This is a genomic window from Dermabacter sp. HFH0086 (genome assembly GCF_000413375.1).
GTDB lineage: Bacteria > Actinomycetota > Actinomycetes > Actinomycetales > Dermabacteraceae > Dermabacter > Dermabacter hominis.
The window spans coordinates 994,677-1,016,972 of record NZ_KE340308.1 but is presented as its reverse complement, the minus strand read 5'-3'; the positions used below and the strand labels follow the sequence as shown (position 1 = coordinate 1,016,972).

19 protein-coding genes are annotated in these 22,296 nt (G+C 64.2%); 13 read left to right on the top strand and 6 right to left on the bottom strand.

Annotated elements, in window-relative coordinates; translation table 11 throughout:
* Nucleotides 1–45 precede the first annotated feature (45 nt).
* Together HMPREF1484_RS04375 and HMPREF1484_RS04370 are read left to right on the top strand one after the other, a co-directional pair.
* On the top strand, nucleotides 46–711 hold the full coding sequence (locus tag HMPREF1484_RS04375; protein ID WP_016663813.1) for an AIM24 family protein: 666 nt from the start codon (nucleotides 46–48) through the stop codon (nucleotides 709–711).
* 241 nt (nucleotides 712–952) lie between these two features.
* The gene (locus HMPREF1484_RS04370) at nucleotides 953–2,404 is read left to right on the top strand and encodes an FAD-dependent oxidoreductase (protein ID WP_016663812.1); all 1,452 of its coding nucleotides are present in this window, start codon (nucleotides 953–955) and stop codon (nucleotides 2,402–2,404) included.
* An 18-nt stretch (nucleotides 2,405–2,422) separates the two neighbouring features.
* On the opposite strand, the gene HMPREF1484_RS04365 is transcribed toward HMPREF1484_RS04370, so the two are convergent.
* Nucleotides 2,423–3,634: a pyridoxal phosphate-dependent aminotransferase gene (locus HMPREF1484_RS04365; RefSeq protein WP_040386450.1), complete on the bottom strand. Its 1,212-nt coding sequence runs from the start codon at nucleotides 3,632–3,634 to the stop codon at nucleotides 2,423–2,425.
* Nucleotides 3,635–3,830: 196 nt separating this feature from the next.
* Between HMPREF1484_RS04365 and HMPREF1484_RS04360 the strand changes: the two genes are divergently transcribed.
* Nucleotides 3,831–6,149 carry an alpha-galactosidase gene (locus tag HMPREF1484_RS04360; RefSeq protein ID WP_016663810.1) on the top strand — a complete coding sequence of 773 codons (2,319 nt, stop codon included), beginning with the start codon at nucleotides 3,831–3,833 and terminating at the stop codon, nucleotides 6,147–6,149.
* A 130-nt stretch (nucleotides 6,150–6,279) separates the two neighbouring features.
* Nucleotides 6,280–8,325 (top strand): M3 family metallopeptidase, encoded by a 2,046-nt coding sequence (locus tag HMPREF1484_RS04355; RefSeq protein ID WP_016663809.1) that lies wholly within the window; start codon nucleotides 6,280–6,282, stop codon nucleotides 8,323–8,325.
* A gap of 3 nt (nucleotides 8,326–8,328) precedes the next feature.
* On the opposite strand, the gene HMPREF1484_RS04350 is transcribed toward HMPREF1484_RS04355, so the two are convergent.
* Nucleotides 8,329–8,937, bottom strand: a complete 609-nt coding sequence (locus HMPREF1484_RS04350) for a DUF4126 domain-containing protein (protein ID WP_016663808.1) — start codon at nucleotides 8,935–8,937, stop codon at nucleotides 8,329–8,331.
* 108 nt (nucleotides 8,938–9,045) lie between these two features.
* Between HMPREF1484_RS04350 and HMPREF1484_RS04345 the strand changes: the two genes are divergently transcribed.
* The 6 genes from HMPREF1484_RS04345 (at nucleotide 9,046) to HMPREF1484_RS11525 (ending at nucleotide 15,676) form a co-directional block, all read left to right on the top strand.
* Nucleotides 9,046–9,693: a hypothetical protein gene (locus HMPREF1484_RS04345; RefSeq protein WP_016663807.1), complete on the top strand. Its 648-nt coding sequence runs from the start codon at nucleotides 9,046–9,048 to the stop codon at nucleotides 9,691–9,693.
* Nucleotides 9,694–9,902: 209 nt separating this feature from the next.
* Nucleotides 9,903–10,532: a DUF47 domain-containing protein gene (locus HMPREF1484_RS11670; protein ID WP_034371845.1), complete on the top strand. Its 630-nt coding sequence runs from the start codon at nucleotides 9,903–9,905 to the stop codon at nucleotides 10,530–10,532.
* Nucleotides 10,532–11,599: an inorganic phosphate transporter gene (locus tag HMPREF1484_RS04335; RefSeq protein WP_016663805.1), complete on the top strand. Its 1,068-nt coding sequence runs from the start codon at nucleotides 10,532–10,534 to the stop codon at nucleotides 11,597–11,599. The genes HMPREF1484_RS11670 and HMPREF1484_RS04335 overlap by 1 nt, the downstream gene beginning before the upstream one ends.
* Before the next feature lie 103 nt (nucleotides 11,600–11,702).
* Nucleotides 11,703–12,551 (top strand): hypothetical protein, encoded by an 849-nt coding sequence (locus HMPREF1484_RS04330; protein ID WP_016663804.1) that lies wholly within the window; start codon nucleotides 11,703–11,705, stop codon nucleotides 12,549–12,551.
* Between the two features lie 39 nt (nucleotides 12,552–12,590).
* Nucleotides 12,591–14,231 carry a phosphoglucomutase (alpha-D-glucose-1,6-bisphosphate-dependent) gene (gene pgm, locus HMPREF1484_RS04325; RefSeq protein WP_016663803.1) on the top strand — a complete coding sequence of 547 codons (1,641 nt, stop codon included), beginning with the start codon at nucleotides 12,591–12,593 and terminating at the stop codon, nucleotides 14,229–14,231.
* Between the two features lie 227 nt (nucleotides 14,232–14,458).
* Nucleotides 14,459–15,676: a hypothetical protein gene (locus tag HMPREF1484_RS11525; protein WP_016663802.1), complete on the top strand. Its 1,218-nt coding sequence runs from the start codon at nucleotides 14,459–14,461 to the stop codon at nucleotides 15,674–15,676.
* 52 nt (nucleotides 15,677–15,728) lie between these two features.
* On the opposite strand, the gene HMPREF1484_RS04315 is transcribed toward HMPREF1484_RS11525, so the two are convergent.
* On the bottom strand, nucleotides 15,729–16,256 hold the full coding sequence (locus tag HMPREF1484_RS04315; protein ID WP_101686629.1) for a protein tyrosine phosphatase: 528 nt from the start codon (nucleotides 16,254–16,256) through the stop codon (nucleotides 15,729–15,731).
* Between the two features lie 119 nt (nucleotides 16,257–16,375).
* Between HMPREF1484_RS04315 and HMPREF1484_RS04310 the strand changes: the two genes are divergently transcribed.
* Nucleotides 16,376–17,620 (top strand): App1 family protein, encoded by a 1,245-nt coding sequence (locus HMPREF1484_RS04310; RefSeq protein WP_016663800.1) that lies wholly within the window; start codon nucleotides 16,376–16,378, stop codon nucleotides 17,618–17,620.
* Between the two features lie 25 nt (nucleotides 17,621–17,645).
* A complete protein-coding gene (locus HMPREF1484_RS04305; RefSeq protein WP_016663799.1) occupies nucleotides 17,646–18,245 on the top strand; it encodes a hypothetical protein in 600 nt (199 codons plus the stop codon).
* A gap of 53 nt (nucleotides 18,246–18,298) precedes the next feature.
* Here the strand turns inward: HMPREF1484_RS04305 and HMPREF1484_RS04300 are convergent, their stop codons facing one another.
* The 3 genes from HMPREF1484_RS04300 to HMPREF1484_RS04290 are packed head-to-tail and all read right to left on the bottom strand — an operon-like array spanning nucleotide 18,299 to nucleotide 21,044.
* A complete protein-coding gene (locus HMPREF1484_RS04300; RefSeq protein WP_040386446.1) occupies nucleotides 18,299–19,081 on the bottom strand; it encodes an amino acid ABC transporter ATP-binding protein in 783 nt (260 codons plus the stop codon).
* Nucleotides 19,082–19,131: 50 nt separating this feature from the next.
* Complete coding sequence (locus HMPREF1484_RS04295) at nucleotides 19,132–20,085, bottom strand: amino acid ABC transporter permease (protein WP_016663797.1); 954 nt, start codon at nucleotides 20,083–20,085, stop codon at nucleotides 19,132–19,134.
* On the bottom strand, nucleotides 20,082–21,044 hold the full coding sequence (locus tag HMPREF1484_RS04290; protein WP_016663796.1) for an ABC transporter substrate-binding protein: 963 nt from the start codon (nucleotides 21,042–21,044) through the stop codon (nucleotides 20,082–20,084). The genes HMPREF1484_RS04295 and HMPREF1484_RS04290 overlap by 4 nt, the downstream gene beginning before the upstream one ends.
* A 127-nt stretch (nucleotides 21,045–21,171) precedes the next feature.
* Here HMPREF1484_RS04290 and HMPREF1484_RS04285 point away from each other — a divergent pair, with 127 nt between their 5' ends.
* The gene (locus tag HMPREF1484_RS04285) at nucleotides 21,172–22,293 is read left to right on the top strand and encodes an aldo/keto reductase (RefSeq protein WP_016663795.1); all 1,122 of its coding nucleotides are present in this window, start codon (nucleotides 21,172–21,174) and stop codon (nucleotides 22,291–22,293) included.
* The last annotated feature ends 3 nt before the right edge of the window (nucleotides 22,294–22,296 follow it).

The window sequence follows — 22,296 nt, the reverse complement described above, 5'->3', positions numbered from 1 at the left end:
ATGATCTCCAGGAAAATAGGAGTCAGCTCGCCCTAGGGTGAAGCCATGAGATCTGAACTCTTTTCACCCGAACACCAGGAAGTCCAGACCAACGACCGCTGGGCTCTCCAGTCCAAGCGAATGCTGCGCTGCCGTCTCAATCCCGGCGCACCCGAAATCGTCTCCTCCTCCGGGGCCATGGTCGCCTACCAGGGCGAGATGAAGTTCAAGTACCAGGGTTCTGGCGGCGGCATGAAGCTCGTCAAGAAGCTGGCCACCGGCGAGGGCGCCAACATGATGCGCACCACCGGCAACGGCGAAATCTTCTTCGCCAAGAACGGCTCGCAGATCTTCCTCATCCAGCTCGAAGGAGAAGCCCTCTCCCTCAACACCTCGAAGATGCTCGCTTTCGACTCGAGCATCGAGTGGGACATCAAGATGATCGGCGGCGGCCTCGGCGCGGGCCTCGTCGCGGGCGGCTTCACGAACCTGTTCCTCCAGGGACACGGCATGGTCGCGATCGCCTCGCACGGTGAGCCGCTCCTGCTCGACTGCTCGCAGCAGCCCACGTATGTGGATCCGCAGGCCGTCGTGTGCTGGTCGGCAAACCTCCAGCCGCAGATCAAGAACGATTTTAATGCCGGTGCACTCATTGGCCGCGGCTCGGGCGAAGCCTTCCAGCTGGCCTTCCACGGCCCCGGTTTTGTGGTTGTGCAGCCGGCCGAATACTAAAAACACCATCCACTCTTGAGGGTCTAGAAAGGCGGCCCGGCACGCCCCGCGACGGGGGCGCCGAGCCGCCTTTCTACACCCTCGGTTTTCCTTCGTGGAGGGCCCGACGGCACCTGAGCGCTCGTCGGGCCGCACGCTGCTCACACTTTCTCGCCCAAGACGAGCTTTAACGCTAGGCTCGAGTATCGAAAAGCCCGAAGTGCACACGCACCGGGCATACCCGCCGAGCTCAAGGACCTCCGTGACCAGCACCTTCACCGACATCCCGTTCCGCATCGCCGTGATTGGCTCCGGCCCGGCCGGCGTGTACGCGGCGGAGACGTTCAACAAGACGCCGCACGTCAAGAAGGGCCGGCTCGCAATCGAGGTCGATATTTTCGATGCGCTACCCACACCGTTCGGCCTCATTCGCTACGGAGTCGCCCCCGACCATCCGCGCATCAAGGGCATCACGACAGCACTTCACCGCATCCTCGACCGTCGCGACATGCGCTTCTTCGGCAACGTCGCATTCGGCACGGATCTGACCCTCGAGGACCTGCGCGAACGCTACGACGCGATCATTTTCGCCACGGGAGCACTCAAGGACGCCCAACTCGACATCCCCGGGATCGACCTCGAGGGTAGCTTCGGCGCTGCCGACTTCGTCGCGTGGTACGACTCGAACCCCGATTACCCGCGCGAATGGCGACTCGATGCCGAATCCGTTGCCGTGATCGGTAACGGCAACGTCGCGCTCGATGTCTCGCGAATGCTCGCCAAAAGCGCCGACGAGCTCCTTGCGACCGAGATCGCCGACAACGTCTACGAAGGCCTCAAAGCCTCACAGATCACCGACGTGCATGTATTTGGCCGCCGCGGCCCCGCCCAGGTGAAGTTCTCCCCGCTCGAAACGCGCGAGCTCGCCCATCCGAAAGGCGTGCAGGTCATCCTCGACGAGCGCGATTTCGCGCAGATCAGCGACGAGGAATGGGAGCGCATCCGCGCCGATAAGCGCATCGATCAGGTCGTGAGCACGTTCGAGGGCTGGCTCGAAGCGCAGAAGGAGCTCGAGGCGAGCGGCGCTGAGCCCACGGATCGCGATGGCGGCGAGGTCAAGCGTCGGCTCCACCTCCATTTCTGGCACCGGCCCGTCGAAGTGGTCGGCGAGGACGGCCGCGTGACGGGCATGCGATTCGAGCGCACCCGGATCGCCGACGACGGCATGCTCGAGGGCACCGGCGAGATTGTCGAGTACGACGTCCAGCAGGTCTACCGCGCCGTCGGCTATTTCGGCTCGGAGTTGCCCGGGGTTCCCTATGACCCGGTGCGCGGCGTTATCCACAACGACGAGGGCCGTGTCACGACCGCCGAGGGCGCTGTTGTGCCCGCGTGCTACGCGAACGGCTGGATCAAGCGTGGGCCCGTTGGGCTGATCGGTGCCACGAAATCGGACGCAATCGAGACCGTCACCCACATGATCGAAGACATCGAGGAAGGCGTGCTCGAGCCGTGCCCGGATCGCGACCCCGACTCGATTGTTCGCTTGCTCGATGAGCGCGGCATCCGCTACGTCGATTGGGACGGGTGGCTGCGCCTTCACGACCACGAGATCCAGGCGGGTGCGAAGCGGAAGGATTCCGACGGTAACGCACGCCCATCGCTCAAGGAGATCGACCGCGAGCAGATGATCCGGATCGCGCGCGGCGAATAACCGGCGCGCCACACGCTGCTAGCGGCGGATGCTCGCGAGGTAGTCGGCGATACGGTCGATCGCGTTCTCGAGCACGTCCACGTCGGGCAGGGTCACGACGCGGAAGTGGTCGTGTGTGGGGATGTTGAATCCCGTGCCTTTTGTGATGAGGATTTTCTTTTGGCGAAGCAGGCCGAGTGCGAATTCTTCGTCGTCCTCGATCTTGTACATGTCGAGGTCGATCTTCGGGAACATGTAGAGCGCCCCCTTCGCCTTGTTGACGCTTACGCCGGGGATCCGTGCGAGGGCCTCGTAGGCGACATCGCGCTGCTCACGCAGCCGACCACCTGGGGCCACGAGGTCATTGATCGTTTGATAGCCGCCGAGCGCCGTGGGGATCACGTGCTGCGCAGGAGCATTGGCGCATAGGCGCATGTTCGAGAGCATGTCGAGGCCTTCGATGAAGCCTTTGGCATGCTCTTTCGGCCCGTACAGCACCATCCAGCCGGCACGGAAACCCGCGACCCGGTAGGCCTTGGACAGGCCGTTGTAGGTGATCGTGAAGAGGTCGGGGGCGAGCGAGGCGATCGAGGTGTGGGTCGCGTCGTCGTAGAGGATCTTGTCGTAGATCTCGTCGGCGAGGATCATGAGCCCGTGCTTGCGGGCGATGTCGACTATGCCTGTGAGGTTCTCTTTCGTGTACACCGCACCGGTGGGGTTATTGGGGTTGATGACGACGATGGCTTTGGTGCGGGGCGTGACCTTGTCGGCGATGTCGGTGAGGTCGGGCAACCAGTCGTTGTCTTCATCGAGGCTGTAGTGCACGGGGGTCCCGCCCGCGAGGGTGACACACGCGGTCCACAGCGGGTAGTCGGGCATGGGGATGAGCACCTCGTCGCCGTCGTTGACGAGTGCTTGGGCAGTGAGCTGGATCAGCTCGCTCACGCCGTTGCCGAGGTAGATGTCGTCGAGGTGGAGCCCTGGCAGGCCGCGGGTCTGGTAGTGCTGGGCGACGGCGCGACGGGCCGCGACGATGCCTTTGGAATCGGTGTAGCCCTGGGAGACGTGAGCCTGGCGGATGAAGTCGACGAGGATCTCGTCGGGCGTTTCGAAGCCGAACGGCGCGGGGTTGCCGATGTTGAGCTTGAGAATGCGGTGCCCCTCGTTCTCCATGCGCGCGGCCTCGTCGAGGACCGGCCCGCGGATGTCGTAGAGGACGTTCTGTAGCTTCGCCGCCTGCGTGAATTCCATGGGCTGAGTGTACTCCCTGGCCTCGGCGGTCAATCTCCACACGCTCTGCGCTTCCTCGACCCCGACACCGGACCAGGATCGCCGAGGCTGCCCCTGCCCGTCATCTTCTCCGCCCCGCCGGCGGAGGTGGACGCGGGTTTATTTTGGTGCGAAAATAAGTGGGTCACGGACGCCCCAAGCACAAAGGATCTCCTTCATGCCACTCGCCCGCACCACCCACGCCACCGCTGCTTCGCGTTCTTTCCGCGCGTTCCGCTCCTGTGCCACTCGCGCGCTCGAAAGCGAACGCGCGCTCTATCTGAGCCGCGCGGGGGTGGGCATCGTCCTCGACCTGACCGAGGGCCGGATGCCCGCAGTCGCCTATTGGGGCTCCGACCTCGGCGACCTCACGCGCGACGAGCTCGACCTCATCCTTGATGCTGCAACGGTCGCCCCGAACCAGAACGCCCTCGACATTCCCCCACGCACGGGCCTCCTCCCCCAGGATGCCGACGGTTGGCTCGGCGAGCCCGGCCTCCTTGGCGGGCGCGACAACGGCTCCGGCTTCGCTCCGCGACTCGGCCTTGTGGCGCACACGCTACGGCAGAACGCGCCCGACGGTTCCGGAGAAAAAGACGTCCTCTCTCTCACACTCGAGGATGCCGCCCTCGGTCTCGAAGTCGTGCTCGCCCTCGAACTACTGAACTCTGGGCTCGTGCGCATGCGCGGCACGCTCACCAATCGCGGGGAGGGAAACTACCGGCTGCAGTCGTTCACGATGGCGCTCCCGGTGCCGTCGGAAGCGAACGAAATCCTTGATTTTGCTGGCCGCTGGACCCGCGAGCGCGAACCTCAGCGCTTGCCGGTGCGCGTGGGCCAGCACCTTCGCGAGAACCGCCGCGGGCGCACCGGGGCCGATTCGGCGTTCCTCATGCACGTGGGCGAGCGGGGCTTCACCTACTCGTCCGGCGAGGTATGGGCGCTGCACACGGGCTTTTCGGGCCAGCACCGCCACGTCGTGGAGCGTACGAGTGCGGGAGAGACAATCCTGGCGGGCGGCGAAGGGCTGTTCGCCGGCGAGGTCGTGCTCGCGCACGGCGAGAGCTACGAGTCGCCTGACGTCTACGCGAGCCACGGCGTGGGCCTCGACGAGGTCGCGCAGCGCTTCCACGCGTGGCTGCGCTCGCGCGAGAACCACGTGGACACGAACCGCCCCGTCACCTTGAACGTGTGGGAAGCCGTCTACTTCGATCATGACCTCGACCGCCTCAAGGATCTCGCGGATCGCGCCGCGGAGCTCGGTGTTGAGCGCTACGTGCTCGACGATGGCTGGTTTGGCGATCGCCGTGACGACTACGCGGGCCTCGGCGACTGGGTTGTCAGCACGGACATGTGGCCGAACGGGCTCACGCCGCTCATCGAGCACGTCAAGGGCCACGGCATGCAGTTTGGCCTGTGGTTCGAGCCGGAAATGGTCAACGAGGACTCGGCCGTGGCGCGCGAGCATCCCGAGTGGATCATGGGCACGACGATGCAGCGGCTGCCCGAGCAGTCGCGTCACCAGCAGGTCCTCAACCTCGCGATTCCCGAGGCGTACGCGCATGTGCGCGATCAGATGGTCCAGGTCCTCGAGGCCAACGACATCGACTACATCAAGTGGGATCACAATCGCGACCTCATTGAGGCGGGCTTTCGCGAGACCGGCCAGCCCGCGACTCACGCGCAGACCCTCGCCACCTATCGTTTCCTCGATGAGCTGAAGGAGCGCTTCCCGGGCCTCGAGATCGAATCGTGCTCATCGGGTGGTGCACGCGTTGACCTCGGCGTTCTTGAGCGCACGGACCGCGTGTGGGTATCGGACTGCATCGATCCGCTCGAACGCCAAATGATGAACCGCTGGACGAACCAGCTGATCCCCCTGGAGCTCATGGGCTCGCACGTCGCCTCGGGCGCCTCCCACACGACTGGCCGCCTCCACTCGATCGGCTACCGCGCCGCGACCGCGCTTTTCGGGCATTTCGGCATCGAATGGGATCTGCGGCTTGCCACCGACGAGGAGATGGCGGAGCTTCGCGAGTGGGTGCAGCTCTATAAGAACGAGCGCGATCTTCTTTTCACGGGTGATCGGGTACGCGTGGATCTCGGGGACGACTCGGTCGCGTTCCACGGTGTCGTCGCGTGCGATGCCTCCCGAGCACTCTTTTCCTTCACGGCTCTCTCACGAAGCGACGCCAACCAGACGGGCCGCCTCTACTTCCCGGGTCTCGACGACGATGCGCGCTACAGGCTCGAGGTTCTCGTGCCGGGCGCGAAGCCCTCGGGTTACGTCCCCTCGCCCGTCATGAGCAGCGCTTCGGGCTTCCTCGCGCCAACGCCGGGCAACGCGCGCGAATACGAGCGGCTCAACGCCGAATTCAAAGCGCGTGGAGTCACGGATCAGGTGCTGAGCGGTAGGACGTGGGCGAGCGTCGGAATCACCACCCCGATCCTGAACCCTGAAAACACGGTGCTGCTGCGCCTCACGCGCGTGAACTGACGGCCGCCACACTCCACGTCTTCCCCTTCACGCGTCCGCCCCACCTGGCTGTATCCGGTGGGGCGGACGGAGGCGTTTTGGACTGTGGTACACCGGTGCGCGGCGGGTAGGCGTTCGGTACGGTTACCGCATGAGTGAAGAAGCAACAGCGACGTCCAATCCGCTCCTCGAGGCCTCAAGCCTCCCCTACAACCTTCCCGACTTCGCCGCGATCCGCGACGAACACTACCTGCCCGCGATCGAGCAGGGTATTCGCGAAGCGCGCGAGGCCTACGCTTCGATCGCGAACGACACCTCGGAGCCCACCTTCGAGAACGTCGTCGCGGTGCTCGATCAACCGAGCCGCACCCTGAACCGCGCCGCGATCGTGTTCTACAACATCGCGAGCGCCGACGGCACCGAACCGCTCCTTGAGATCGAGTCGAAGGTGTCTGAGCTCCTCACGGAGCTCGATAACGAGCTGCACCTCAACCCGCAGATCTTCGAACGCCTCAACGCCGTGTACGAGGCCCGCGAGGAGGCGGGGCTCGACGCCGAACAGGTGCGACTCACGGAGAGGTTCCATCAGCGTTTCACTCTCGCGGGCGCGGCCCTGAGCGAGGAGCAGCGCGAAGAGCTCGCGAAGCTCAACCTCGAAATTTCCAAGGCGCAAACGGAGTTCAGCCAGCAGGTCACGCGGGACATGAATGCCGCGGCTCTTCACCTCACGTGCGAGGAGGAACTGGCGGGGCTGAGCGAGGATTCAAAGGCCGCCGCGGCGCGCGCCGCGAAGGAAGCCGGCCGCGAAGGTTGGCTGCTCACCTTCATTCTCCCGACGAACCAGCCGGCGCTCAGTTCCCTCACGAACCGCGACGTGCGCAAGCGCCTCTACGAAGCAAGCGTCGAGCGCGGCGACCGCACGTGGCAGATGGCCGCAGAGATTGCGGCGCTGCGCGCCCGCAAGGCGGCGATGCTCGGCTTCGAGGATTTCGCCTCGCTCGCCGTTGCCGACCGCACGGCCCGGACCGCCGCGGCCGTCGATGAACTGTTCGCGAAGACGAGCGCACCCGCGATGGCGAACGCCAACCGCGAGGCCGAAAAGATCGCGGTCCGCGCAAAACAGGATGGCATCGACACTCTCGAGCCGTGGGACTGGGCCTTCTACAGCGACAAGGTCAAGGCCGAAGAGTTCAGCGTGGATACCGCGGCACTTCGCCCCTACTTCGCGCTTGATCGCGTTGTTGAGGACGGCGTGTTCTACGCCGCCGAAAGGCTCTATGGCATTACCTTTAAGCGCCGCGAAGACCTCGTGGGTTATCATCCCGAGGTCAAGGTCTGGGAGGTCTTCGACGCGAGCGGCGAGGGGCTCGGCCTGTTCCTCGGCGACTACTTCACGCGCGAGACGAAGCGCGGTGGCGCGTGGATGAACAACATTGTCGATCAGTCGCTCGCGGAGGGCACGAAGCCCGTCGTCGTCAACAACCTCAACATCAGCGCACCCGCCGATGGCGATGTAGCGCTCGTGTCCCTCGACGAAGTGAGCACGCTCTTCCACGAGTTCGGCCACGCCCTCCACGGCCTCTTCTCGAACGTCGCGTATGAGACCCTCTCGGGCCTCAGCGTCGAGCGCGACATCGTCGAGTACCCGAGCCAGGTCAACGAGATGTGGATGTTCCACCCGGAGATCCTGCCGAACTACGCCAAGCACGTCGAAACCGGAGAGGTCGTGCCGCAGGAGCTCATCGATGCCGTGACCGCCTCGCAGCAGTGGGGCGAGGGCTTCGGCACGGTCGAGTATCTGCGCGCCGCCGCACTCGACTGGGCATGGCACCGCCTCCCCGCCTCCCTCGAGGCCGAGCCGATCGAGGATCCGGTCGTGTTCGAGCAGGCCTCGCTCGAGGACGCGGGCCTCATGCATCCGCTCGTCGAGTCGCGCTACCGCACGAGCTATCTCAACCACACGTTCTCGGGCGGCTACGCGGCCGGCTACTACTCATACCTGTGGGCTGAGGTGTTCGACGCGGACACGGTCGCCTGGTACGAAGAGAACGGCGGGCTCACGCGCGAAAACGGCGACAAGTTCCGCGCCTACGTGCTCTCGATCGGCGCAACGCGCCCGATCCCCGAAGCCTTCAAGGATATGACGGGTCGCGAGGCCCAGTACGAGCCGCTGCTCAAGCGGCGCGGTCTGATCTAGTCGCTAGTTCACGTGAGGGGCGGCGCCTTCGGGTGTCGCCCCTTTCGTTGCAGCACGGCGTCCACGCCATCGACGCACGAACCGCACGAGCACGACGATCGCGACCACCGCCGCGATCAGGATGAACACCGCGGCGATGCCCGCAAGGATCGGCAGCAGCACCGCGAAAATCGCGAGGATCACGGCAGCAATATCCTCGATCACGCTTACGACCACGTTCGAGACAGGCTCGGGAGAGACGTTGACCGCCGCGCGAGTCGCAGCTTTCGCGCCGTGCGTGCCAAGTGCCGCAAACGTGCCCACAGCCGCGTAGACCACCGCGGTCGTCGTGTCCGTCTCCCCACCAAGCAGGAAGCCGATCGCGCCGCCGGCCACGGGCCGCACGACGGTGTTGATGCCATCCCACACCGAATCGAGAAACTGCACCTTATCCGCGAGAAAATCCACGATCACGAGAATCGCGGCAATCACCAGAACGTCGGTGCGCTGCATCACCTGGGGAATCTCCTGCACCTCGAGAAAGCGTCCCGCGAGGCCGAGCACGAGCAGCATGAGGTACGGGCGCACTCCGCTCACCACGCCGGAGCTAAGGGTCATCATGAAGGCTTCCACGGCGTCTCCTTCGGGTGGGGCCAAGGGGGTGGGGTCCGACGGTGGCCGGCAACCGTCGGAACTACCGTACCCAAAGGCGGTGTGAACCGTCGCGGGTAGGGTTGACGCATGGCACAGTTTAGGCGTCCAGCATCTCTGTCCCCCCAGCGTCAAGAGGCGATCGAAGGAGGTGTCGATCCTGCCCTCAAGAATCAGGCGGCGCACGAGAGCGCCGCGGCGCTCCTGCGGGAGACGCGCGAAAATGCCCGACCCGAGGTTGTCGAGCGCGTGCTGAAACTTGTTGAGCGGGAGGGTCTCGAGGATCTCGCTGCGCTGTGGTCCGGGGCGGAACCGGCCTCGCTTCCGGGCGCCCTGTGGCGACTGTACGTCCTGCACACGTGGGTTCAGCGCGATACCGACGAGGTTCGGCGCCTGTTCGAGCTTGGCCAATCCACGGCGCCGGGCCTCACCTACCTCGTAGGGTTTAGCGATCCGCCCACGATCGATTCGATGCGCGTGACGCTCGATGCGATTCTCTCGGGCGCATTCACGGGCGATCTTTCGGTGGCGCTCTCGCGCGCGGCGGCCGTCGCGATGCTCGCCGCTTACGGATCGGCCCACGCCGCCGACTCCCCCGCCTCTCGCACCGAACTCGCGCGTTCATTCGGGACCCCCGCGACGCCCGAGGAGCTCACCAAGCGCGCCGATCGTCTCCTCAAAACCGGCGAGGCACTCAACGAGGCAGCCCGATCAGCAGCGGCCGGCACGCTCGCGTAGCAGCCAATTCGTGGGGTTGAAGCACATACCCCCTTCACTGTTAGGCTTGTGTGCGCGCCGGGCCGCGGTGGCCCCGGGCTCCAACATTTGCCGCTACGAGCGGCCTTCGCGCCGACAGGCGCCCCCGGTCCGGCGCTTCACCCCTCTTCGTGAGGTGTTCGACCCTCTCCACGCCCAATTTCGTTACGTTCGAGCGGTACCCTGAGGCCATGCCGCTGTTTTCCCCTCCTCGCGAAAAGTCCGTGTATCACATCTTCACGGACCTCGCGCAATGCGTACAGGTCAGCGCAGAGACTCTAGCGGAGAGTCTCGCCCTCGAAGGAGAGGGTCGGTCCTCGGCATTCGACCGCCTCCAAACGCACATGATCGATGCGGCCGAGCTGAACCACAGGATCGCGAACAGGCTCGCCACAAGTCTCATCACGCCTTTCCAGGCCGATGCCCTTCACGGCGTCGCCGCCGCCATGAAACTGTGCGTCAACGAAATGGAACGCACGGCTGATCTCACCTTGAGGCTCAAGATTGACAAGCTTCCGAAGCGGCTTCTCGAGATTCTCTCGATCATTGAACGCGCATCAGAACTCGTCGTGCAATGCGCGTGGAAGCTCGAGAACCCGAAGCAGCTTTCCGGCTTCGACGAGGATATGCGGCGACTCACGACCCACGCTTCCGAGCATTCCCGCACCGCAATCGCCGAGTTATGGGACGACTGTTCCACCCCTTCGAGCTTTCCCACAGCCGCGCGCTCGCGCGAAGTGATCGGCGCGCTCGAGCGCGTACTACTCGCGTTCCAGGACCTTTCGCGCTGCGTCGATTTGCTGCGCGTCAAGGACGTCTGATGCTCGCCTGGAGCATCGTTGCACTCTCGGGCCTGTGGGCGTCCGTCAATGGAGCCCAGGACGCCTCGAACGCGGTCACAACCACGATTGTGACGCGCGTGCTCCCAGAGAGACTTGCCCTCGCCTACGCGGCGATCATGAACGGCGCCGGCGCGATGTTTGGCCTCGTGAGCGTTGCGTTTCTGCATCTCTCACTCGTGAGAGTCGTGGGTGTTCCCGAAGCCCTGTTTGATGAGCCTCGTACTCTTGGACTCGCGCTCGCGTGTGGTCTTTCGACCGCAATCGTATGTCTCCTGATCGGGTGGTGGCGCGGTATCCCCCTTTCGGGTTGGGTGACGACCCTCGCGTCACTCGTGGGCGCCTTCGCGGGAGCGCTTGCCGACGTGCGCCAGCTCGGCGGTATCGCCTTGCTCTTCATCCCCGTATTCATCGGGCCGCTTCTCGGCTTCGCGTTGAGCTTCCTTCTCACGCGCGCCGTGAGTGGGCTGCAATCCAAGCGCCGTCTCACGGCAGAAACGGTGCGTTGGACGCAAACCCTTACCGCGGGGCTCGTCGCTTTCGGCCACGGACTCAGCAACATTCGACTCCCGCTCGGAATCGTCGTTGTCGCGTTCGCAGGACTTGGCGAGCAAGGAACGCTCGGTTCGCACCCGCCGGGTCCTGAGTCCGACGGCTCCCTCGGTCACCTCCTTTCTTCTCACGCGGGCATGGCCGCGCTTCCGCTGTGGATCGCGGTGTTGCTTTCAAGTGCGATGGCGCTCGGCACGTTTATGGGTGGGCGCGAGATCGTTCGCACTCTTGGCCGACGCCTGACTGACCTCACGGTGAGTCAGGGTCTCGCAGCGGAAACGTCGACCGCCGCGCTGCTCTACACCGTGAGCGTGTGGCTCGGATTCCCGATGTCGTCGTCGTTCACGATCGTAGGATCGATCGTTGGATCCTCGCTCGCGACCTCGAAGAAGTCTGTCGCATGGCAGGTCTTCGGGCGCATCGCCCTGTGGTGGATACTGACGCCCCTCGCTTGTGCGGGGCTCGCGTGGGGCACGGTTGTGCTCGCCCTCCCCTAAACGCTTGCCTGCGTTTCCACATTGCTGCAAGGGCAACCTTGTAGGCTATGCGTGCAGAGCGTCACGCCCGTGATCGCGGTCCCTACTTCATACGGAGGCACACGTGTCCGATCCCTTCAACGGCAATGATCGCCCGCGCCCCACATACGGGCAGAGCGCAAACGAAGCATCCGGCCAGTACTCCCCCTATGGCCAACCGAGCGCCCCCGAGGCGCAGGGGTCGAACCAGTACCAGAGCTCACCGCAGTACTCGCAGAACGGTCAGCAGTATCAGCAGCACAGTCAGCAGTACTCGCAGCCTCAATACACGCCCCAGGCGCCGCAGGGGGCCTTTGGCGGCTATGGCACCCCTCAGAACTATGGAGGCGCAGCACTCAAGCCCAAGCAGAAGCCTATCGGAATTGTGCTCACGCTCATCGGCGTTGCGTTCCTTGTTATTTCGCTCATCCTTGGCGGGATTGCGATATGGCGCACGGGTGCTGGTCTCATGGATGAGATAGGCGACCTCAGCTCGCTCGAAAAGACCAACAGCAAGTTCGAGGGTGGCAAAGCCACGTATGACTTTGAGGTCGACGGCTTCGAGGTTCTGGCCCTCTACATCCCGGAAGCCGATAAAGACAACGCCACCTGTAAGGCCGTCCTCGAAGACGGCACTGAACTCGAAGCTCAGACAGATGCGTCGGATAGCGACTCCCTCGACATCAACGGCCAAAAGTACGTGCCGTACAAGGACTCGTTCCTCGCTAACAATGTCAGTGGCAAGGGCACGCTCACGTGCGAGAACGTCAGCGCCGCCGTCTCCGTCATCGGCCCGATCAACCCGATCAACATGGTTGGTGGCGGCATCGGCTGGGGCATCGGCGCACTCGTTACTGGTCTCATCGGCGGCCTTCTCTTCTTTGTTGGTGTCGTCGTCATGATTGTTCGCGCGATCGGCCGCAGCAGGAACTAAAAGCGCCCGTGAGGGCACAAAGGCACTAAGGAGTTTTCCATGGTTCACGAACGGGCGGGGAAGCTCCCGCTTCCTTCCGACCTGATCGACCCGGCCGCGGTTGTCGACGCCTACTATTCGCTGCAGCCGGATCCAGAGAACCCCGATCAGGCGGTGAGCTTCGGAACCTCCGGGCACCGCGGGAGCTCTCTCGATACTGCGTTCAATGAGGACCACATCGCAGCCACGACGCAGGCGATCGTGGAGTACCGTGCGGGACAGGGCATTCGCGGCCCGCTCTTCATGGGGCGCGATACCCACGTATTGAGCAAGCCCGCGTTCGACACCGCCCTCGAGGTGCTCGTGGGCAACGACGTCACCGTGCTCATTGACTCGAGCGATGGGTACACGCCTACGCCGGCTGTTTCACACGCGATTCTCGTGCACAATCGCGGCAAGAGCGCGAGCGATGAGTCGCGCGCCGATGGCATCGTCGTAACGCCGAGCCACAACCCCCCACGCGACGGCGGCTTCAAGTACAACCCGCCGCATGGCGGCCCCGCGGGCACCGACGCGACGTCCTGGATCGCTAATCGTGCGAACGAGATCCTCGCGGGCGGGCTTCGCGAGGTACGCCGCGTCAGTGCGGCGAAGGCGGTTGAGGGCGCCGGGCGCTACGACTTCACGACGACTTACGTCGAGGACCTTCCTTCCGTTGTGAACCTCGAGGCTATCGCGAAAGCAGGGGTGCGAATCGGCGCCGATCCTCTCGGTGGCGCGGCCGTTGAATACTGGGCCCGCATCGCCGAGCGTCACGGGCTCGACCTCACGGTTGTCAACCCCGAGGTCGATCCGACGTTCTCGTTCATGACCCTTGATGCCGACGGCATCATCCGCATGGACTGTTCGAGCCCGTGGGCAATGGCCTCGGTTCTCGAGCAGCGCGAAAAGTTTGATATCGCAACGGGTAACGATACGGATTCTGATCGCCACGGCATCGTCACGCCACAGGGCGGTCTCATGAACCCCAACCACTACCTCGCGGTTGCCATCACCTACCTGTTCAATAACCGCCCCGAATGGCCGAGCAACGCCAAGATCGGCAAGACCCTCGTCTCGAGTTCCCTCATTGACCGCGTCGGCGCAAAGATCCGCCGCGAGGTGCTCGAGGTTCCCGTGGGCTTCAAGTGGTTCGTGCCCGGCCTGCTCGACTCGTCAGTGGGCTTCGGCGGAGAGGAAAGCGCGGGGGCATCGTTCCTGCGCATGAACGGCGATGTGTGGACGACCGACAAGGACGGCATCATCCTCGCCCTGCTCGCCTCGGAAATCACGGCCGTCACGGGCAAAAACCCGCACGAGCATCTTTGCGACCTCGTTGAGGAATTCGGGGCGAGCGCCTACGCGCGAATCTCCGCACCGGCCGATCGCGAGGCGAAGGCGAAACTCAAGAACCTCTCTCCCGAGGCTGTCAGTGCCACGAGCGTCGCAGGCGAAGAGATCACGGCGATCATGACGAGTGCCCCTTCGGGTGATCCGATCGGTGGTCTCAAGGTCACGACTGAGAACGCATGGTTCGCGGCGCGCCCCTCGGGCACCGAGGACATCTACAAGATCTACGCCGAATCTTTCAAGGGCGAAGATCACCTCAAGAACGTCCAGGCCGCAGCCAAGGACGTTGTCGATGCCGCTTTGAACGAATAAGCCCTTCTCAGCGCCTCTTTTTCAGAGAATCGGGAGTGTCCGGGTGAACGGGCACTCCCGATTTCGCGACGAAGCGATGACGATTTATGCACCAATCGGTCCAGTTTTTATTACAAAACGATAACAGGGGTGACATACACACTTACTGGCGCGTACCCTAGTCACCGTTGCGCGATTCTCGCGCCGCCATTTTCGCGCTCTACATCGCTCTTTCCCGGGGAGACTGCATGTCCATTTCACGAACCGGCGCGCGCCGCACAGCGCACCACGCGCCGGCACGCAGTTTCCAGTCCCGACATCGCCGCCGTGCCGCGCGCGTGGGCGCGATCGCGTTGGCACTTTCACTGTCGGGAATCCCGGCAGCGCCTCTAGCCTTCGCGGCGGGCGATTCTACGCAACCGTCGGCACCTTCTGCCTCTGACAGCCCCACGAGCGGCGCTGAGCCGGCTGAGCCCGATGCCCCCAAGTGCGTTGTGCCGGGTGAGGAATACTTCTTCTTCGCGGGCTTCCGCTGGGTGAAGTGGTGGATTGAGCACCCGGGTGAGGATCCGTGCTTTCTCTGGCCCCCCGCGCCCGAGCCCGAACCAGAACCGTCACCGGATCCCACGGAAGAACCCGCCCCGGAGCCAGCACCCACTGCGGACCCCACGGAGCAGCCAGCCCCGGAGCCGGAACCCACCCCGGAGCCAAAACCGACCGTAGACCCCACGGACGCACCGCTGCCCGAGCCCGAACCAGAACCGTCACCGGATCCCACGGAACAACCCACCCCTGAACCGGCACCCACCGCAGACCCCACGGACACACCAACGCCAGAACCCACGCCCAAACCAGAACCATCACCGGACCCCACGGAACAACCCACCCCGGAGCCAGCACCCACCCCGGAACCGTCGGCGGAGCCCGCCCCACAGCCGAGCCCTAAGCCTGAGCCTGAGTCTGAGCAACTTCCTACGGACGCCCCGGCCGTCGCCTCCTCACCGCACGAGCGCCCCGAGTCTCTTGCACCGGATCTCGCGCCCGAGCACACCACTGAATCCGAAATCAATGCCGGGTCCGCACCGGCGGCCGAACCCCCACTCGACTCCCCCGCGCCGCTGCTCGTGCCCGAACAAGAGACTTCGGGACTCGCTCTCGCGCCGGCTCCGACGAGCCAACAAACTGAGATCCCCGCCCTCACCGTTCCCACGACCGAGGAATCGCAAACCGCCCCACCTGGCGTTCGCCTCAACCCCACGCAGGCCCCCACCGACGGTTCAACTCCGCCAGCAGATGACGTTCTCGGTGCCGACGAAGAGAAGGTCGACACGATTCTTTCCGTGTGGACCAACCCCGATGGCAGCGCCCTCGGCACACTCAAAACCATCCTCGCGAGTACGGTCGCGGTAGGCGTTGGTGTTGCCGGCGGTCTTGGTGCCCTCACGCTCAGGGCGCGCGCAAAGTGACCGTAGGGGCCCGCGAGTCAGCCTTGTTCAGGCAAGGGCAGCGCGATCCGGCCTAGGCGATCTCGCCGCGCTCACGAAGGCGCGACTTGATGAATAGCAGGATCGACGGGACCGCTCGCTCCATCTTGAGCACGGTGCGGTCGAAAAACTTCTGGCTCTCGTAGAACGGATCGGGAACCTCGAGATCCTCGGGTTCAGCAACTGCCGGTTTCGCCGGATCGAATTCGCCCCACATGTGAAGCGTGGGCGGCTCGACGCCTTCGGGAATCGCCTCGAGTTTGCGCGTCATTTCCGCGAGGTGTTTCGTGCTCATCGTGAGCACGAGGTCCCATTCGCCGAGCTGGTGGACGGGAACGGTGCGGGCTGCATGCGCATCCGGGCTATAGCCAGCGCGCTCGAGGGCAACGACGATGCGATCGTCCATGGGGAACCCTTCGGATTCGTACGTGGTTCCCGCGCTTTCAACCTCGACAAGACCCGCGAGCCCGGCCTGCTCGAGGCCAGTCTTGAGCATGACGGCGGCCGCGGGCGAACGGCAGATGTTCGCCGTGCACACTGTCAACACTCGGTACTTGCTCACGCCCCTATCTTGCCGCATTTTTGGCGCGAGCGTTAAGGGTCGTACCCGGCGCGTCTACTAGGATGGGGAGGCTCCCACCGGGGGCCTTTGCCGCGATCTGAAGTGCATGGAGGTGCGCGTTGGGTTCATACGCGTTCTCGCGACTGGATCGTCCCCACTGGTCGGCGCGCCTCGAAGATAAAAAGAACACCGCAATCGCCCGTGTGTTGCGCGCCCTCGGCTACGAAGCGCGCATCCAGCCGTATACCGCGTACGGCTCCCCCACAAAAGTACGCGTGCTCGGGCGCGTTCTCTTCGCGGGCGCCGGTACGCGCCCGGATCATTTCGATCCTCCGGTCTACGACATGCGCTCGCTTGCGCGGCGCGGCTTTCGGAATTTCACGTCGCAGATCGACCCGCACGTTCGAGTTACGGTCACCGTGAGCACCGCCAAGGGCCCACAGGTCTTTGAGACGTACGCTGACCGCTCCGGCATTATCGACGAGATCATTGGCGTAGAGCTCGCCCCCGGCATCCACGAGCTCTCCCTCAGCACCGATGGTACAAACACCGTCACGGCGAACGTCCACGTTTTCGATGATGAGGCGCAAGAAATCGCGGTTGTCAGCGACATCGACGACACGGTCCTCATCACGCTCCTGCCCCGCCCCCTCATCGCCGGGTGGAACGCCTTCGTGATCTCCCAGGCCTCCCGCCGCATCGTTCCCGGAATGGCCGTTTTCTACCAGCAGCTTCGCCGCCACTACGGTGAGAACACCCCGTTCATATACCTCTCGACGGGAGCGTGGAACGTCGCGCCCGTGCTCGAACGCTTCCTCTTCAAGAACGGGTACCCTGCCGGCCCGCTTCTCCTCACCGACTGGGGCCCCACCAACACGGGCTTCTTCCGCTCGGGCACACGCCACAAGCTCACGACTCTCGCCGCCCTGCGCGAGATGTTCCCGAACACGCGCTGGCTCCTCGTGGGCGACGACGGTCAGCACGACCCCTCGATCTACGGAAGCGTGGTCGATGAACATCCGGAATCGGTCGCCGCGGTAGCTATCCGCGAACTCACCGACAACGAGCAGGACCTCGCTCACGGCGCCGAACGCCCCCTCGCGTCGATCGGTGCCCTCGGGCGCGCCCTCGTGGATGCCGTACCGAAGGTGTGGCGCAGCACGATTGGCCTAAAGGGTTCCGACGATCGCCCGGCATCCGTCGGGCCTTCCTCAAACGGTACTGCCAGCGCCAGCTCCACGCACGCGCCCGGGACTGCTCTCGAGAGCGTGCACGAGCGCCAAGGGGTGCCGTGGGTCAGCGCACCCGATGGTTTTGGCCTTATTCGGGCGGCACGCGCGATCGGGATCCTCGGCCACCACTAAAATCAGGGTGGAGAGAGGGGCAGGCATGGGCGAGAGAACCTTTACCGTCCGCTACAACGATGGCGGTCTCGCCGACGCCGCGAGTCCGCGCGAGGCGCGCACCCGCCGCTACTGGCAGGCCCTCCTCGCGTTTTGTGCGCGGCACGTGACCGCGCTCGTTACGCTCCTCATCGCGGGAGTTCTCGCGGACATCGCCTTGAAGAAGGCGTTCGGAATCCACATCTTTTTCATTTCACTCGTCTCCTCGGGAACGGTTTTTGCACTCCTCGGGTACGTGTTCTACCGAGACGGTCGCAACCTCTACGATCGAGTGTTTCTTTCGCGTCGCGAGAACCCGCCCAGTCCACCCTTGGCGCCAACGGGCGCGGAGGCCTACGAGTGGGGTCGTGCGATCGACGGTGTCGGACTGTGGATTGACCCCGAATATCTCGGCCTCGTCGCAGACCCGGGACGCTACGAGACCTACCCGTGGAGCGATGTGCGTCTCGACAAGGCCACGTTTCGCGGGATTGGCAGGAGCGATTTGATCGTTCACTTGCCTCACCGCCACTTGCGCTACAGCGGCGACAAGCTTGGAGTGACCGCGGCAGACATCATCGCGCGCGCCTCGAGCCTCGCGCGCTAGAGCACAAGTGCCGAGGCTCCCTCTCGCGTAGTCACAGGGGTGTCGCGCCGCCCCTACAGCACGCTCGCGAGGAATGCCTTGAGCCGCTCCGAGCGCGGGTTATCGAGGATCTCGCTCGGCGACCCAGCCTCGACCGCCTTACCGCCGTCCATGAATACGACGTGGTCGGCAACCTCGCGCGCGAAGGCGATCTCGTGCGTCACGACGACCATGGTCTGGCCCTCGGCCGCAAGATCCTTGAGGACCTGGAGCACTTCGGCAACGAGTTCGGGGTCAAGTGCCGATGTCGGCTCGTCGAACAGCATGATCTCGGGCTCCATCGCGAGGGCCCGCGCGATTGCGACGCGCTGCTGCTGCCCGCCTGAGAGCTCGCTCGGATAGTGGTCGGCGCGGTCGCCGAGCCCCACGCGCTTCAGAAGCTCGAGTGCCTGTGCCCGGGCCTCGGCTTTCGACATGCCCCGCACGTGGATTGGGGCTTCGCTCACGTTCTCGAGGGCCGTCATGTGAGGGAACAGGTTGAAGCGCTGGAACACCATCGAGATGCGGGAGCGCTGCGCGGCGATGTCCTTTTCGGAAAGTTCTTGCCAGCGACCGTCGGCAAGCGGTTCCGGACCGTACCCTTGCAGCTCTCCGTCGATCAGGACTTTCCCGCCCGTGGGTTCCTCGAGTTGGTTGATGCAGCGAAGGAGCGTGGATTTACCCGAGCCCGAGGGGCCGATGAGCACGCACACGTCCCCGTCGCCTACCTCGAGGTCAACCCCCCGTAGGACGTGCAGGTCCCCGAATGCCTTATGGATGTTCTCGAGCCGAACCTTCGGCGCTACCGCCATAGTCATGTCCCCTTCCTCGCCACTGTTTTCTGTTCTTGCCACATGTGCCTCTGCGCTCACAGCTCAACCTCCGGCAGCGGGTCCTTCGGGGTTGTGCCGGCCGCGTTCACGGATGCCTGGCGCGAGGCTCGTTTGCCGGGGCGCACCGCGGCGCGATCGTCGAAGCCGCGCCCGAAGTAGCGCTCGATGTAGTACTGGCCCACCATGAGCACGCTCGTCACGGCGAGGTACCACAGCGCTGCGACGATGAGCATCGGCACGGGCTTGAACAGAAGGTTCGCGATCGAGTTCGATGCGTAGGTGAGGTCGAGCGTGAACGGCACCGCGAGGACGAGCGAGGTCGTCTTGAGCATGCCGATTGTTTCGTTGCCAAGCGGCGGGATAATCACGCGCATGGCCTGCGGAAGCACGATCCTGCGCAGGATGAGCGAGTTCTTCATGCCGAGGGATTTCGCGGCCTCGCTTTGGCCACGCTCGACGCTCGTGAGCCCCGCGCGCATGATTTCCGCGAGGTAGGCGCCTTCGTTGAGGCCGAGTGCGACCGTGGCTGCCCAGAACGCGGTAAAGAAATCTCGCGTCGAGAAGCTGAAGAGTTCGGGCCCGAACGGCACACCGATCACGACCTTCGGGATGATCACCGTGATGAGACCCCAGAAGACGAGCTGCGTGTAGACGGGCACGCCGCGGAACACGAAGATGTACGCCCACGAGACGCCGCGCAGGACGGGGTTGGAGCTCAAGCGCATGATCGCGGCGGTGAGGGCGATGATGGTGCCGATGATCATCGACACGAGCGTGAGCAGCAGGGTCCAACCAACGCCGCGAACGACCTTCACGTCGAAGAGGTAGGTGCCAACGACGTCCCATTCAAAGACCTCATTGCCTGCGGCGAAGACAATGAGCCACACGCTGAGGACCGAGGTGATGACCGCGGCGATCCATGTTCCTGGCCTCGGGGCCCGCTTCGCGCGGATCCGGTTCGGGATCGGGGTATCGATACTCGTATTCATGCCTTTTTGACCTCTGCTTTCTCGATCAGCCCCGCGTCGTTGCCCCATGCACTCATGATGGTGCGCATTGCACCAGTGTCGATGAGGTGTTGCACGGCAGCGCGCAGCGCTTCGGCGAGTTGATCTTCGCCCTTTTTGACGACGATCCCATTGAGTGCCGATTCCTCGACGTCGCCTACCTGTTCGAGGCTTCCGCGCGAACGCGCGATCGCGTAGCTCGTGACGGGTGAGTCTGCGATGAGCACATCGGCCTTACCGCCCGCGACGTTCGTGACGGCGTCTGAGTTATTGGCGTAGGCGAGGACGTCGACGGGGCGTTGGCCTTCGGCGCGGCACTGCTCATCGGCGGCGAGGGCGATTTCCTCCTGGTAGGAGCCAACCTGCACCGCGGGGCGTTTGCCGCACAACTTGTGCGGGTCGATGGAGTAGGGGTTGCCTTTCTTGACCGCGTAGGAGATGCCGGCTTCGAAGTAGCTCACCATCGTCACGGTTTGGAGCCGTTCCTCGTTGACCGTGAAGCCGGAGATTCCCACGTCGTACTTGCTTCCCACCGCGGGGATGATCTGGGAGAACACCGCCGATTCGGTGCGGGTTTTGAGCCCGAACACGATGCCGAGTGCAGTGAGCAGGTCGATGTCGTAGCCGACCGCCTTGCCGTTGCTAAGGAATTCGCCGGGCGCGTAGCTCAGTTCGGCACCGTTGACGAGTTCGCCTCGCGTGCGGATCTCTTCGGGAAGGAGTGCGGCGATGTCCTCCTGGTACTCGATCCCGCTGAAGTCCACTTCGGGGATGAGGCTCGCTTCAGCCGCCAGCTCTTCGGAAGCGCGCGTGCACGCGCCGAGGCTCGGGACTAGGGCGCTTGCCACGAGGGCGGCGGGGAGGGCTCGCAGGAATGTGCGCCTGGAGGTTCCGACGGTTGCCGCACTGGCGTCGGACTCACATTCACCGGTTTGAATCATTTTGCAATCGTATGCATGGCTATGCGATTGATGCAAGGTGTTCACAGTGTGACATGCGGCGGAGTCGAAAGCTTCGGTGACGGGCATTACACTGGAATCACAAGCATCTCTCGGCAAGGAGGCCACCATGAACGAGAGCACCCCCACCAACCGCGCAACCATGAATGAAGAAAGCTACGCGCATTTCCGGCGGCTCGGCACTTCGGGGCTCCTGCTGCCGCCGATCTCCCTCGGGTTCTGGCACAACTTTGGACGCGAACGCTTCGAAGGCGGCTTCGAACACGACGTTCGTGAACGTCCCAAAGCAGACTTCTCGCGCCAGCGCGAGATTGTGCACTACGCGTTCGATCACGGCATCACCCACTTCGACCTCGCCAACAACTACGGCCCGCCCGCGGGCAGCGCCGAAGAAATCTTCGGTGAGATTCTCCGCAAAGACCTCGCAGCCCACCGCGATGAAATCCTCGTGACAACCAAGGCGGGCTTTCGCATGTGGCCCGGGCCGTACGGCGATGGCGGCAGCAGAAAGTACCTACTCGCCTCACTCGATCAATCGCTCACGCGCCTCGGTCTCGACTACGTCGACATCTTCTACCACCATCGCCAAGACGACTCGACCCCGCTTGAGGAGTCGATGGGGGCACTCGCGCACGCCGTCAAGAGTGGCAAGGCGCTCTACGCAGGCATCTCAAACTACTCCCCCGAAAAAACCCGCGAGGCTGCAACGATGCTACGCACGATGGGTGTTCCGCTCCTTGTCAACCAGGCGAGCTACTCGATGCTCACCCGCACCCCCGAGGAGAGCCCGAGCGGTCACGCGGAAGATTCGCTCCTCGGCGTATGCGAGCGGCTCGGCATCGGGGTCGTCGCGTTCTCTCCGCTCTCGCAAGGGCTGCTCACGAACCGCTACCTCACGGGCATTCCCGAGAAATCACGCGCCGCGCAGAACGTGTTCCTCGGGGAAGACGTCGCGAAGGACCCCCGCTACCTCGAGAAGGTTCGCGCGCTCAGCCGCGTCGCCGACGACCGCGGGCAGAGCCTCGCACAAATGGCCCTCGCATGGGTTCTGCGCAAGCGCGTCGTGACATCCGCGATCGTCGGAGCGTCGAGCGTGCAGCAGCTGCGCGCGAACATCGCCGCCGCACGAACCATCGTGCGCGCGGGCGAGAGCGTTCCGGCAACACACTTCAGCGACGAGGAGATCTCGAGGATCGATACGATCCTCGCCGATCCCGTTCTAGAAGACTGAGCA